The sequence below is a fragment of the Variovorax sp. 54 genome (assembly GCF_002754375.1).
GTDB lineage: Bacteria > Pseudomonadota > Gammaproteobacteria > Burkholderiales > Burkholderiaceae_C > Variovorax.
Map to the genome: position 1 here is coordinate 6,430,110 of NZ_PEFF01000001.1, position 13,063 is coordinate 6,443,172.

A 13,063-nucleotide genomic window follows, 5' to 3' on the forward strand; every position below is an offset into this window, starting at 1 on the left:
AGAAGACCTCGATAGCGCTTTGTGTGACGTATTGCCGCATTCGGCGCTCGCTATACTGTGATTTCATCCAGTATCGGCAGCATGCCTTCCGAACCCCATTCCGTTCCGTCAGCCGCTGTTTCAGCGGCGCACGTCGTGTCCGTCAAGGCCTTGTGCGCGTTCGGCGCCAAGGCGGGCGACCTCGACCTGCGCTTCGTGCCTGCGCCCAGCGCGCTCGAAGGCATGGCCGGCCACGCGCTCGTGCAGGCCCGGCGCGGCGGCGACTACCGCAGCGAGGTGCCGCTGGACACCACCTGCGGCCCCTTGCGCGTGCGCGGCCGGGCCGACGGCTACGACCCGGCGCAGGCGCGGGTGGAAGAAATCAAGACCTTCCGCGGCGACTTCGACGCCATCCGCGCCAACCACCGCGCCTTGCACTGGGCGCAGGTGCGCTGCTACGGCTGGATGCTCTGCGAGCAGGAAGGGCACGACACCCTGACCGTCGCGCTGGTCTACCTCGACCTGGCCAGCGGCGACGAAACCGTGCTCGAAGAGCAGCACACGCGCGACACCCTGCGCAGCCACTTCGAGACCCTGTGCGCTTGCTACAGCGACTGGGCACAGCGCGAAGCAGCGCATCGCGGCGCGCTCGACGCGGCGCTGGTGCGGCTCGAATTTCCCCACGCCGCCTTCCGCACCGGCCAACGCGAACTGGCCGAGGCGGTCTACCGCGCGGCCGTCGGCGCGCGCTGCCTGCTGGCGCAGGCGCCCACGGGCATCGGCAAGACGCTGGCCACGCTGTTTCCGCTGCTCAAGGCGCGGGCGGCACACCGGGTCGACAAGGTGTTCTTCCTCACCGCCAAGACCTCCGGCCGGCCCGTGGCGCTCGACGCCTTGCGGGTGCTGGGGCAGGGCGGCGCCCGGCCGCGCGTGCTCGAGCTTGCGGCCCGCGAGAAGGTCTGCGAGTACCCCGACCGCGCCTGCCACGGCGAAGCCTGTCCGCTGGCGCGCGGCTTCTACGACCGCCTGCCCGCCGCGCGCGCCGAGGCCGCACGGGCGGGCTGGCTCGACCGCGAGGCCCTGCGCCAGGTCGCGCTCGCGCACGAGGTGTGCCCCTATTTCCTGGCGCAGGAGATGACGCACTGGAGCGACGTCATCGTCGGCGACTACAACTACTACTTCGACAGCAGCGCCTTCCTTTTCGCCAGCATGAAAGACGCCAACTGGCGCGTCGCCGTGCTGGTCGACGAGGCGCACAACCTGCTGGAGCGGGCGCGCGGCATGTACACCGCCAAGCTCGAAGGCGCCGCGCTCGAAGAAGCGCACCGCATCGCACCCGCCGCCGTGCGCGGCCCGCTCGCACGGCTGTTCCGCGAATGGGACACGCTGCAGCAGGCGCAGACCGCCGACTACGACACCGCCGACGAGATTCCCGAGCGCTTTTTGCGCACGCTGCAGGCCGCCAACACCGCGATGGCCGAGCACTTCGCCGCCACGCCCGACGCCGCGCAGGGGCCGCTGCAGCGCTTCTTCTTCGACGCGCTGCACTTCGCGCGGCTGGCCGAGGTCTTCGACGACCACTCGGTGTTCGAGCGCACCTTGGGCAGCACGCAGGAACAGCGCGGCCTCGCCATCCGCAACCTCGTGCCCGGGCCGTTTCTCGAAGGCCGCTTTGCCGACGCGGTGTCGGTCACCTGCTTCTCGGGCACGCTGTCGCCGTTCGCGTTCTATCGCGACGCGCTCGGCCTGCCCGAAGACACGGCGCTGCTCGACGTGGCGTCGCCGTTCAGCAGCCGGCAGCTGCGCGTCGAGGTGGCGACCGGCGTCTCCACGCGCTTTCGCGACCGCGCCGGCTCGCTGCGCCATGTGGCGGACATCATCGGCGCGCAGTTCGAGCGCCTGCCCGGCAATTACCTGGCCTTCTTCAGCAGCTTCGACTACCTCGACAAGGCCTGCGCCGCGTTCTCGCTGCGCCACCCCGGCGTGCCTGTGTGGGCGCAGACGCGCGGCATGCGCGAGGCCGACCGCCACGGCTTCGTCGCGCGCTTCGAAGAGGGCGGGCAGGGCATCGGCTTCGCCGTGCTCGGCGGTGCGTTTGGCGAGGGCATCGACCTGCCGGGCAGCCGATTGATCGGCGCCTTCGTCGCGAGCCTGGGGCTGCCGCAGTACAACGAACTCAACGAAATCACGCGCGAGCGCATGCAGTCGCGCTTCGGCAAGGGCTACGAGTACACCTACCTCTACCCGGGCCTGCAGAAGGTGGTGCAGGCCGCGGGCCGCGTGATCCGCACCGAGGCCGACACCGGCGTGCTGCACCTGCTCGACGACCGCTTTGCACGCGCCGAAATCCGCGAGCTGCTGCCGAGCTGGTGGCATGTGCAACTGGCCGGGGAGGCCGGAGAAGACGATGCGCGCCACCCGACGCCTTGAGCACGCCGGCCAGCCCGACCTGTTCGGCGAGGCGCCCGTCGCCGCCATCGAGGGCCTGCGCTACGAACCCGAATTCCTGTCGCGCGACGAAGAGGCCGATCTGCTGCGCATCGTGCAGGGCCTGCCGCTCAAGGAGATGCGCTACAAGGAATACACCGCGCGCCGGCGCGGCACCAGCTTCGGCGGCAGCTACGACTTCGACACCCACCGCCTCAAGCCCGGCGCGCCGCTGCCCGAGGTGCTGCATCCGCTGCGGGCCAAGGCCGCCGCCTGGGCCGGCGTCGCGCCCGAAGACTTCACGCACCTGCTGATCGCCGAGTACCGCCCCGGCACGCCGCTGGGCTGGCACCGCGACGTGCCCGACTTCGAGGACATCGTCGGCGTCTCGCTGCACGGCGATGCGGTGATGCAGTTCCGGCCGTACGTGCCCGCCTCCGGGCCGGCCGCGCTCGAGGTTCTCATCGAGCCGCGCTCCGTGTACCTGCTGCGCGGACCGGCGCGCTGGGCATGGCAGCACGCCATTGCGCCGACCGAGGCGCTGCGTTATTCGATCACCTTGCGCACCCGCTCGCACGCCAGGCGGTAGTTGCGAAAATCGGCCAGATCGCCTGTCTGAAAGCAGGAATGCGCCAGGCACCACCAGCGAAAAGCGGACATTCCTTCGCCATCTGTGGCGGCAGCCGGACAACTTGCAATAGCCCTCCGGTGGCGCGGCCTTCGAGGAAGTCGCCAGCTTGCGCGACGTTGCCCTGAACGCACACGCTACGCCGCCCAACCTCAGTCATTGCACCTTCTTTTTGCTCGCGTCCCGGGCGTTTGCCGGGGCGCGTTCGCGTCGATACGATCCGCCGCCTTGCCCTCCAGAAAGGAACGCGCGGGTGCCTCCCTCGAACGTTTTCTCCCCCACGACCGCCCCCAGCGCTCCTGCCAACGCCAACGCGGACTGGCAACAACGCAGCCGCCGCCACGTCTGGCACCCCTGCACCCAGAGCATCCGCCTGGAGGTCGCGCCGCCGCTGCCCATTGCGCGCGGCGAGGGCGTCTGGCTGACCGACCACGAAGGCCGGCGCTACCTCGACGCCACCAGCTCGTGGTGGGTCAACCTGTTCGGCCACGCCCACCCGGCGATCAATGCCGCGCTCAAGGCGCAGCTCGACACGCTGCCGCATGTGATGCTCGCGGGCTGCACGCACGCGCCCGCAGTCGAGCTGGCCGAGCGGCTGGCGGCGCTCACGGGCCACGCGCTGGGCCATTGCTTCTATGCCTCCGACGGCGCCTCGGCCGTGGAGATCGCGCTCAAGATGAGCTTCCACGCCTGGCGCAACGCGGGCCGCGCCGACAAGCGCCGCTTCGTGGCGCTGCGCGGCGGCTACCACGGCGAGACGCTGGGCGCGCTGCACGTCACCGACGTGCCCGTGTTCCGCGACGCCTATGCGCCGCTGCTCGCCAGCGCGCACCTCGTGGCCTCGCCCGACGCGCGCGCCGCACGGCCCGGCGAAGACGCCGCTGCCGTGGCGAACCGCGCCGCCGACGAACTCGAGGCGCTGCTGGCCGCGCAGCACGACAGCATCGCCGCCGTGATCGTCGAGCCGCTGGTGCAGTGCGCCACCGGCATGGCGATGCACGACCCGGCCTACCTGCGCCGCCTGCGCGCGCTGTGCGACTGCTTCGGCGTGCACCTGATCGCCGACGAGATCGCGGTCGGCTGCGGGCGCACCGGCACCTTCTTCGCGTGCGAGCAGGCGGGCATCTGGCCCGACTTCCTGTGCCTGTCGAAAGGCATCAGCGGCGGCTACCTGCCGCTGGCGCTGGTGATGACGCGCGACGCCATCTACCAGGGCTTCGTCGACGACGACGCCACGCGCAGCTTTCTGCATTCGCATTCCTACACCGGCAATGCGCTGGCCTGCCGTGCGGCGCTCGCCACGCTCGACCTGTTCGACGCAGAAGACGCGTTGAACCGCAACAAGGATCGCGCCGCGCGCCTGTTCACCCGCCTGCGCGAAGGGCTGGCCGGCCAAGCCGTTGATCACCTGCGCCAGCGCGGAATGATCACGGCCTTCGACGTGCGCGCGCCCGGCCCGCGCTTCGCCGAGCGCTTCCACCTCGCGGCGCGCGACCACGGCCTGCTGATGCGACCCATCGGCGCGACCGTGTACCTGATGCCGCCGTATGCCATCGCCGACGACGAGATCGATCAACTGGTGGACGGCACGCTCGCGACGCTCAATGCCGTCACCACCGCATCCGGCGCCATTGCCGAAGAAGGAGTCCGCGATGCTGCGCTTGCTTGAACGCCTGCAGAACGAAATCACCGCACTCGACGCGCGCTCGCTGCGCCGCCGCCGGCAGATCGCCGAAACAGCCTGCGCGCCCGAGCAGATCCTCACGCTGGCCGGCGCCACTGCGCCTCGCACCATGCTCGGCTTCAGCAGCAACGACTACCTGGGCCTGGCCGCGCACCCCGCGCTGGCCGAGGCGCTGGCCGAAGGCGCGGCGCGCTACGGCACGGGCAGCGGCGGCTCGCACCTCATCCTGGGCCACTCGCGCGCCCACGCGCAGCTCGAAGAACGGCTGGGCGAATGGATGGCGCCGCACATTCCCGAGGCGCGCAGCCTGTTCTTCTGTACCGGCTACATGGCCAACCTGGCGGTGCTGTCGGCGCTGGGCGACGGCGAGGCGGTGATCTTCTCGGAGACGTTGAACCACGCCTCGCTGATCGACGGCGCGCGGCTGGCCCGTGCCCGCGTGGAGCGCTACCCGCACTGCGACCTGCAGGCGCTCGACGCGCAGCTCGCCGCCTGCGACGCGCCGGTCAAGATCATCGTGAGCGACGCCGTCTTCAGCATGGACGGCCACATCGCCCCGGTGGCCGGCCTGCTCGCGCTGGCCGAGCAACACGACGCCTGGCTGGTGATCGACGACGCGCACGGCTTCGGCGTGCTCGGCGCCACCGGGCGCGGCGCGCTGCAGGCGCTGGCGCTGCGCTCCGAGCGGCTGGTGCTCATCGGCACGCTGGGCAAGGCGGCCGGCGTGTCGGGCGCCTTCGTGGCGGCGCACCGCACGGTGATCGACTTTCTGGTGCAGCGCGCGCGGCCCTACATCTTCACCACGGCCGCGCCGCCGGCGGTGGCGCATGCACTGCTGACGAGCCTGGCGCTCATCGAGGGCGAGGAGGGCGTGCGCCGCCGCGCGCAGCTGCGTGCCCGCATCACGCAACTGCGCAGCGGCCTGAAGCAGGTGCTGCCCGTCGACGGCAGCGCCTGGCTGGCCGATTCGCCGACCGCGATCCAGCCGCTCATCGTGGGCGACAACGCGCGCGCCATGCAGACCATGGAACGGCTCGACGCGCACGGCCTCCGGGTCGGCGCGATCCGTCCGCCGACCGTGCCCGCAGGCACCGCGCGGCTGCGCATCGCGCTCTCGGCGAGCCACACCGAGGCCGACGTGGCACGGCTGATCGGTGCGCTGGGCGAAGCCCTGGCCGAATCGTGGCCGGAGGCCGCATGACAACGACGGCAGCAGCGACACAGCGCCGCTGGTTCGTCACCGGCACCGACACCGGCGTCGGCAAGACGCTGGTGAGCAGCGCCATGCTCGCGTTGCTGGCCGCCTCGGGCCTGCGCGCGGTCGGCATGAAGCCGGTGGCGGCGGGGCTCGATGCCATCGATGGCGAATGGCGCAACGAAGACGTCGAGCGCCTGCAGGCGGCCGGCAACGTCGATGCGCCGCTCGCCTGGCGCTGCCCCTACGTGCTGAAGGCGCCCATGTCGCCGCACCTGGCGGCGCGGGAAGAGGGCGTGCATGTCTCGCTGCCCGTGCTGCTCGACGCCTTCGAGCGGCTGTCGGCGCAGGCCGATGCGGTGGTGGTCGAAGGCGTGGGCGGCTTCTGCGTGCCGTTGGGCGACGACCTCGACACCGCCGACCTCGCGGTGGCGCTGGGCCTGCCCGTGATCCTCGTGGTCGGGCTGCGGCTGGGCTGCCTCAACCACGCGCTGCTCACCGCCGAGGCGATCCGTGCGCGCGGGCTGGTGCTCGCGGGCTGGGTCGCGAGCGTGGTCGAGCCGCAGATGCTCTCGCCCGAGGGCAACCTGCAGACGCTGCGCGCCCGGCTCGGTGCGCCGCTGCTGGGCGTGGTGCCGCACCTGGCGGAACCCGAGGCCGCGCGCGCCGCCGAGCACCTCGACCTGCGCGCGCTGCGGGCGAGCGCGGCCCATGCCGCGCGTCGCACCGAGGCCCCGCTCGTGTCAGCCGCGACGGCCTGAGTCGATCAGCCGCTGGGCGCGCACGCCGCCCTGGCGCGTGAGCATCCAGCCCGGGTACTCGGGCGCCAGCGCGCTGGCGGTGTCGAGCGCCGCCAGCTCGTCGGCCGTGAGCTTCACCTCGGTGGCGGCGATGTTGTCGTTCAGCTGGTCGATGCGCTTGGCGCCGACGATCACGCTGGTCACCACTGGCTGGTGCAGCAGCCAGGCCAGCGCGATCTGCGCCACCGACACGCCGCGTGGTTCGGCGAACTGACGCATGAGGTCGATGCAGTCGTAGGCGCGCTCCACGTTCACCGGCGGAAAGTCGAAGCTCGCGCGGCGGCTGCCTTCCGCGGTGGCCGTGTGGCGGTCGACCTTGCCGCTCAGCAGGCCGCCGGCCAGCGGGCTCCAGACCATCAGGCCGAGCTGTTCGCTGCGCAGCATCGGCACCAGCTCGCGCTCCAGGTCGCGCCCGGCCACGGTGTAGTAGGCCTGCAGCGACTCGAAGCGCGCGAGCCGGTCGCGCTCGGCAATGCCCAGCGCTTTCGCGATCTGCCACGCGGCCCAGTTCGACACGCCCACGTAGCGCACATGGCCCTGGCGCACGAGGTCGTCGAGCGCACGCACCGTTTCCTCGATGGGCGTGAGCGGGTCGGTGCCGTGGATCTGGTACAGGTCGATGTGGTCGAGCTGCAGCCGCTTCAGGCTGGCCTTCACGCCGTCCATGATGTGATAGCGCGAGGCGCCGGCGGAGTTCACGCCCTTGCTGCCGGTCTCGCCGAGCACCTTGGTGGCGACCACCACGCGGTCGCGCGGCACCTTCAGGTTCTTCAGTGCCTGGCCGGTGATGGTTTCGGACAGGCCGTCGGAGTACACGTCGGCGGTGTCGATGAAGTTGATGCCGGCGTCGAGCGAGCGGCCGATGAGGCCTTCGGCCTCGCCTTGCTGCAGCTGGCCGATGTGGTCCCAGATGCCGGGCGCGCCGCCGAAGGTCATCGTGCCGAGGCAGAGTTCGGAAACCAGGAGGCCGGTGCGGCCGAATTTGCGGTATTGCATCGAAAGTGGTCCTTTGCGTGAGGAGAGGCCGTCCGGCTTGCACGGTCTGCAGGAATGCCGGTGGTTGCGAAAAGTATCCGGCCGGCGCCCCCTGGCGGGCGAGCGCGTTTCTGCAAAGTCTTTGCCTATTCCTCCAGACCTCGCGCCGGGGCCGTGCAGATTCGAAGGTGCGGCGCTAAGCTGCGGGCAGCCCAATCCTCCATGGCCGTGACCGCGGCCGCGCCCCTTTTGTCAGAGGCCCACCCATGTCCGACGAAACCCCCGACACCGCCACCGTCCTCGCCATGCCGATGCCGCTGGACCCCGAACTCGATGCCGCCCGCGAAGAGCTGGTGCAGCTCATCCGCCACATCACGCGCGGGCAGGACGGCACGGTCGAGTGCGCCGTGCCCGGCCTGCAGGTGCACTGCATCAGCAAGCCCGACGGCCCCAAGCACGGCTTCGCCACGCCGGCGCTCGGCCTCATTGCGCAGGGCTCCAAGCGGATCATCGTGGGCGACGACATCTACGTGTACGACCCGATGAACTACCTCGTCACCTCGGTCGACCTGCCGGTGTGCGGGCAGGTGTGCGTGACCAGCGAGAACGAGCCCTACCTGGGCGTGCGGCTGGAGCTGGCGGTCGACGAGATCGGCGACCTCATCGGCGACGAAAAACTGCCGGCCAAGGCCAATGCTCCGGCCTCGCGCGGCATGTACGTGAACCGCATCGCCATGCCGGTGCTGGAGCCCGTGCTGCGCCTGCTGCGGCTGCTCGACACGCCCGAAGACATTCCGATCATGGCGCCGCTCATCAAGCGCGAGATCATGTACCGGCTGCTGGTGAACGGCGAGGGCGCGCGGCTGCGCCAGATTGCGCTGCACGACAGCCACACGCAGCGCATCGCCAAAGCCATCAGCGCGCTGCGCACGAACTACGCGCAGTCGCTGCGCGTGGAAGACATGGCGCGCGCGGTGCACATGAGCGTGTCGTCGTTCCACCACCACTTCAAGGCCGTGACGGCGATGAGCCCGCTGCAGTACCAGAAGCAGCTGCGCCTGCAGGAAGCGCGCCGCCAGATGCTGATCGCCGGCACCGACGTGGCGAGCGCCGCGCACAACGTCGGCTACGAAAGCCCCTCGCAGTTTGCGCGCGAGTACGGCCGCATGTTCGGCGCGCCGCCGTTGCGCGACAAGCGGCGTTGGCTCGGCGAAGCCGGCAACGACGCGTTGGGTGCGGCGTCGATGGAAGCCGCATGAGCGAGGCCGCCGCCGCGCCCTGAGCCACAGCACGTTCAGCAGAGCGAGCGGTACTGCGAAGGCGTGAGGCCGCAGGATTGCTTCCACGCGCGCACCAGGTGCGCCGAATCGAAGAAGCCCGAGGCATGCGCGATGGCGGTGAGCGATTCGCCGCTCGTGCTGCACATCGCATGGCTTGCGAGCGTCAGGCGCACGGCCTGGCGCAGCAGGCGAAAGCTCAGGCCGGCCTGCGTGAAAGCGCGCTGCAGCGTGCGGCGTGAAGCGCCTACCGCATCGGCACATTGGTCCAGCTCGGCGAAGGGGTCGGCATACAGGCTGTCGACGCTGTCTCGCAACGCGGCGTTCGCATAGCCGAGTTCGCCGAAGTGGCGTGCGAGCGGCCTGATTTCGTCGTTGCGTTGGCGCAGCGGGCTGTCTGCGGCCATGAGGTGCGACACGCAGATCGCGCCCGCCTGCTCGCGCATCTCGTCTTGCAGCCCGGCAGCGCGCGTCTCGCGTTGCAGGCGAAGACCGGCATCGCAGGAGACCAGCGTTTCCACGCCCAGCGGCGCCATGCGGTTGAAGCCGTTCCATCGCATCTGGAAAGCGGATGCATCGTGGACCGTGCGCATCAGCTCTGCGACGGGGTTCGCATCGAGGGCCATGAGCTGCAGCATGCGCCGCTCCGCGCGCTGCATGGCGCCTTGCCGCGTGGCGGCCTTCGCAACGGTCTGCGAATAGACATCGTGATCGGTGAGGCCATCGACCACGCGCTCGACCGCCCAACGGAACAGCGAGGCCGGGGCATCGTCCGTGTCGGCAAAGGATTCGCCGAGCAGGTGATAGCTTTTCCAGTGCGTCATGGTCTTGGGGAAGGTGGCCGGGATTCTAGTGACGGCCCGTGGCGCACAGATACAAGCCTCGGACGCAGGTCGCGAAAAACAATGCGGCTCCATTCATCAGGAGCGCATTCACCGTGGACAGACGTCAACTTCTTTCAAGCGCCGGCGCCAGCCTCGGCGGCATCGCCCTGGCCGGCTGCGCCGCCTTCGAGCGCCCGACGGCCGCGCGACGCGACGACTTCGCCGGCCTGGACGCCACCGCGCAGGCCGAACTGGTGCAGCGCCGCGAGGTCACGCCCGGCGAACTGCTCGAAGCAGCGATCGCGCGCATCGAGGCGCTCAACCCCAGGCTCAACGCCATCGTGACGCCGCTGTACGAGCGTGCGCGCGGCGAGGTTCGCACCCCGCTGCCGGCAGGACCATTCCAGGGCGTGCCCTACGCCATCAAGGACATGCTGGACCTGCAGGGCACGCGCCGCACCTCGGGCTCGCGGCTGCTGGCGCGCAACATCTCGCAGGACACCAGCGCGATCGTTGCGCGCTCCACGGCGGCAGGCCTCGTGATCCTGGGCAAGACGAACACGCCGGAGTTCGCGCTCAACGGCTCCACCGAGCCGGTGCTGTTCGGGCCTTCGCGCAATCCGTGGGACGCGGCGCGTTCCTCCGGCGGCTCGTCGGGCGGTGCCGCCGTCGCGGTGGCCTCGGGCATGGTGCCGATCGCGCATGCCAGCGATGGCGGCGGCTCGATCCGCATTCCCGCGTCGTGCTGCGGTCTTTTCGGTCTCATGCCGAGCCGCAGCCGCATGGTCGGCTCGCGCGCCACCGATTCAGGTGTGGATCATTGTGTGAGCCGCTCTGTGCGCGACAGCGCGCGCCTGTTCGCATGGAACCAGCGACAGGATGCACAGGCGCCGCTGAAACCCGCGCCGGTGCTCGAACCGCTGGGCGCACGGCGGCTGAAGATCGGCTTCTCGACCGCCAATGTGTTCGGGCAGCAAGCCACGCCTTCTGTTCGTTTAGCGCTCGAAGAAAGCGCAGGGCTCTGCGCGAGCATCGGCCACCATGTCGAACCGGCGCGCCTGCCCGTGGATGGCGAAGCGTTTTTCACGCATTTCATGGTGGCGTGGAGCAGCGGCGCCGATCACATGCGGCGCATGGCCGAGAAGCAGGGCCTGCGAGCCGAAGACGTGCTGGAGCCCTGGACGCTGTACCTCAGCGCGCATTTCCGCAGGCAACCCGCCGATGCCGGTGCGAAGGCCGGTGTGTATTTCGCGGAACTCTCGCGGCGCTTCGACGCCTTCTTCCAGGCCTTCGATGTGATGCTGACACCGGTGCTTCACGAAGAGCCGCCCCCCTTGGGTTTCCTGGGGCCGGACGTGCCCGGTTCGCAGATGTTCGAGCGGCTCCTGACCTACGTGTCGTATACGCCGATCCACAACGTGGCGGGCACGCCCGCGATGTCGGTGCCACTCGGCCAGAGTGCATCGGGCTTGCCCATCGGCAGCCAGTTCGCGGCACGCGTGGGCAACGAATCCACGCTGTTCGGCCTGGCCTTCGAGCTGGAGCGCGCCGCGCCCTGGGTGCAACGCAAACCGGGAGCCGTGTAGCAGGGCTCTGAGAGGGCGGAGGGTCCGCCCGGCCAATCTTCCGACCTAGCACTTGCCGCGATTTCTTGCGTCGTCGTGGAAATGCAGGTTTCGCAAAATCTCGTTATCGTTTTGTTGCTGCAGCACCCCATCCGTCCGTGGAGGCGGGACTACTCAACAACTCGGAGAGATGCATGCTTTGGGAAAAGAAGCTGGCGCAGTGGAGCGCCGCGGTTCGCGCACGGGCCAACCTGCCCGCGCGGCTCACCTTGTGGGACGGCCAGTCCTACGACTTCGGTGACTTCAGCGGGCCGGCGGTCACGCTGCACGTGAAATCGCCCGCGGCGCTGTCGCTGATGCTGCAGCCCACGCTCGACAACCTGGGCGAGGCCTACGTCAAGAGCAAGATCGACATCGAAGGCAAGCTCAGCGACGTGATCGACATTGCCTACGGCCTGGCGAAGACCTCGCTCGACAAGCCCGGCGGTGCGCTGCAGAGCATGGCCCGCTACTTCGCGCACACCAAGTCGTCGGACAGGAAATCCATCGAGTACCACTACGACGTGTCGAACGCGTTCTACCAACTCTGGCTCGACGCGAACATGGTCTATTCGTGCGCCTACTTCGAGAACGGCGACGAAGACCTGGCCACCGCGCAGCTGAAGAAAATAGACCACATCCTCACCAAGATCGAACTCAAGCCGGGGCAGACACTGCTCGACATCGGCTGCGGGTGGGGCGCGCTGGTGATCCGCGCGGCGCAGAAGTTCGGTGCGCGCTGCGTGGGCGTCACGCTGTCGCAGAACCAGTTCGACCTGGCGACCGAACGCGTGAAGGCCGCCGGCCTGCAAGACCGCATCGAGATCCGCCTGCAGGACTACCGCGACGTGACCGGCCAGTTCGACCGCATCACCAGCGTCGGCATGTTCGAGCATGTGGGCCGCAAGAACCTGCCCGAGTACTTCAGGCGCGTGCAACAGCTGCTGGCCGACGACGGCATCGTCATGAACCACGGCATCACCTCGTCCGACCCCGAGGGCGGCGGCGTATCGTACGGCGGCGGCGACTTCATCGACCGCTACGTGTTCCCCAACGGCGAGCTGCCGCACATCAGCCTCGCGCTGCAGGCCATGCAGCAGGGCGGGCTCGAAGCCTTCGACGTGGAGAACCTGCGCCGCCACTACGCGCAGACGCTGCGCCACTGGAGCGACGCCTACGAGGCCCATGCCGACGAGGCGCGTGCGCTGGTCGACGAAGAGAAGTTCCGCATCTGGCGCATCTACCTCGCGGGCTGCGCCTATGCCTTCGAGAACGACGACGTGGCGATCTACCAGATCGTCGGGCGCAAGGCGGGCAGGGCGGCAAGCACGCTGCCGTGGTCGCGCCGTTTTATCTACGAAGGCACATCGGCGCTGCGCGCCTGACCCGTCAAGGCCGCGTTGCGGCTACTCGAGCGTGAAGCCGATCTTCACCGTCACCTGCCAGTGCGCGATCTTGCCGTCCACCACATGGCCGCGCGTCTCGGTGACGGTGAACCACTGGATGTTGCGCACCGTCTCGTGCGCCTTGGCGATGGCGGTCTGCACCGCGTCTTCGATGCTCGTGGGGGACGAGCCGGTCAGCTCGAGCGACTTGTAGACATGGTTCGACATGGCGGCTGCTCCTTGGGTGTTTGCGTGCCCATCGTAGCCAGTGCACGGGGGGCGGGG

Annotated in this window: 11 protein-coding genes; 8 read left to right on the forward strand and 3 right to left on the reverse strand. The window is 69.5% G+C overall.

Annotated features, from left to right (window positions below):
- Window positions 1–81: 81 nt before the first annotated feature.
- The 5 genes from CLU95_RS29515 (at window position 82) to bioD (ending at window position 6,674) form a co-directional block, all read left to right on the forward strand.
- Window positions 82–2,409, forward strand: coding sequence for an ATP-dependent DNA helicase (locus tag CLU95_RS29515; RefSeq protein ID WP_099796868.1), 2,328 nt, complete (start codon window positions 82–84; stop codon window positions 2,407–2,409).
- Window positions 2,387–2,995, forward strand: a complete 609-nt coding sequence (locus CLU95_RS29520; RefSeq protein WP_099796869.1) for an alpha-ketoglutarate-dependent dioxygenase AlkB — start codon at window positions 2,387–2,389, stop codon at window positions 2,993–2,995. Before CLU95_RS29515 ends, CLU95_RS29520 begins: the two co-directional genes overlap by 23 nt.
- 292 nt (window positions 2,996–3,287) lie before the next feature.
- The gene (locus tag CLU95_RS29525; RefSeq protein ID WP_099796870.1) at window positions 3,288–4,703 is read left to right on the forward strand and encodes an adenosylmethionine--8-amino-7-oxononanoate transaminase; all 1,416 of its coding nucleotides are present in this window, start codon (window positions 3,288–3,290) and stop codon (window positions 4,701–4,703) included.
- Window positions 4,687–5,919 (forward strand): 8-amino-7-oxononanoate synthase, encoded by a 1,233-nt coding sequence (gene bioF / locus CLU95_RS29530; protein ID WP_099796871.1) that lies wholly within the window; start codon window positions 4,687–4,689, stop codon window positions 5,917–5,919. The genes CLU95_RS29525 and bioF overlap by 17 nt, the downstream gene beginning before the upstream one ends.
- Window positions 5,916–6,674 carry a dethiobiotin synthase gene (gene bioD / locus CLU95_RS29535; RefSeq protein WP_099796872.1) on the forward strand — a complete coding sequence of 253 codons (759 nt, stop codon included), beginning with the start codon at window positions 5,916–5,918 and terminating at the stop codon, window positions 6,672–6,674. Before bioF ends, bioD begins: the two co-directional genes overlap by 4 nt.
- Here the strand turns inward: bioD and CLU95_RS29540 are convergent.
- A complete protein-coding gene (locus CLU95_RS29540; RefSeq protein ID WP_099796873.1) occupies window positions 6,657–7,709 on the reverse strand; it encodes an aldo/keto reductase in 1,053 nt (350 codons plus the stop codon). The two genes, bioD and CLU95_RS29540, sit on opposite strands and share 18 nt — an antisense overlap.
- Before the next feature lie 245 nt (window positions 7,710–7,954).
- Here CLU95_RS29540 and CLU95_RS29545 point away from each other — a divergent pair, with 245 nt between their 5' ends.
- Window positions 7,955–8,947 carry an AraC family transcriptional regulator gene (locus CLU95_RS29545; RefSeq protein ID WP_099796874.1) on the forward strand — a complete coding sequence of 331 codons (993 nt, stop codon included), beginning with the start codon at window positions 7,955–7,957 and terminating at the stop codon, window positions 8,945–8,947.
- Between the two features lie 35 nt (window positions 8,948–8,982).
- On the opposite strand, the gene CLU95_RS29550 is transcribed toward CLU95_RS29545, so the two are convergent.
- Window positions 8,983–9,789, reverse strand: coding sequence for a helix-turn-helix domain-containing protein (locus CLU95_RS29550; RefSeq protein ID WP_180288695.1), 807 nt, complete (start codon window positions 9,787–9,789; stop codon window positions 8,983–8,985).
- Between the two features lie 113 nt (window positions 9,790–9,902).
- Here CLU95_RS29550 and CLU95_RS29555 point away from each other — a divergent pair, with 113 nt between their 5' ends.
- Complete coding sequence (locus tag CLU95_RS29555) at window positions 9,903–11,375, forward strand: amidase family protein (RefSeq protein WP_218967449.1); 1,473 nt, start codon at window positions 9,903–9,905, stop codon at window positions 11,373–11,375.
- A 173-nt stretch (window positions 11,376–11,548) separates the two neighbouring features.
- Window positions 11,549–12,778, forward strand: a complete 1,230-nt coding sequence (locus tag CLU95_RS29560; protein WP_099796876.1) for an SAM-dependent methyltransferase — start codon at window positions 11,549–11,551, stop codon at window positions 12,776–12,778.
- A gap of 21 nt (window positions 12,779–12,799) precedes the next feature.
- Here CLU95_RS29560 and CLU95_RS29565 read toward each other — a convergent pair whose 3' ends face one another.
- Window positions 12,800–13,006: a dodecin gene (locus CLU95_RS29565; RefSeq protein WP_056581096.1), complete on the reverse strand. Its 207-nt coding sequence runs from the start codon at window positions 13,004–13,006 to the stop codon at window positions 12,800–12,802.
- Window positions 13,007–13,063: the final 57 nt, after the last annotated feature.

Bases quoted from the DNA above. Each gene is read 5' to 3' on its own strand.
- CLU95_RS29515 (WP_099796868.1), top strand. From the start codon at position 82: ATGCCTTCCGAACCCCATTCCGTTCCGTCAGCCGCTGTTTCAGCGGCG.
- CLU95_RS29520 (WP_099796869.1), top strand. From the start codon at position 2,387: ATGCGCGCCACCCGACGCCTTGAGCACGCCGGCCAGCCCGACCTGTTC.
- bioF (WP_099796871.1), top strand. From the start codon at position 4,687: ATGCTGCGCTTGCTTGAACGCCTGCAGAACGAAATCACCGCACTCGAC.
- bioD (WP_099796872.1), top strand. From the start codon at position 5,916: ATGACAACGACGGCAGCAGCGACACAGCGCCGCTGGTTCGTCACCGGC.
- CLU95_RS29540 (WP_099796873.1), bottom strand. From the start codon at position 7,709: ATGCAATACCGCAAATTCGGCCGCACCGGCCTCCTGGTTTCCGAACTC.
- CLU95_RS29545 (WP_099796874.1), top strand. From the start codon at position 7,955: ATGTCCGACGAAACCCCCGACACCGCCACCGTCCTCGCCATGCCGATG.
- CLU95_RS29550 (WP_180288695.1), bottom strand. From the start codon at position 9,789: ATGACGCACTGGAAAAGCTATCACCTGCTCGGCGAATCCTTTGCCGAC.
- CLU95_RS29560 (WP_099796876.1), top strand. From the start codon at position 11,549: ATGCTTTGGGAAAAGAAGCTGGCGCAGTGGAGCGCCGCGGTTCGCGCA.
- CLU95_RS29565 (WP_056581096.1), bottom strand. From the start codon at position 13,006: ATGTCGAACCATGTCTACAAGTCGCTCGAGCTGACCGGCTCGTCCCCC.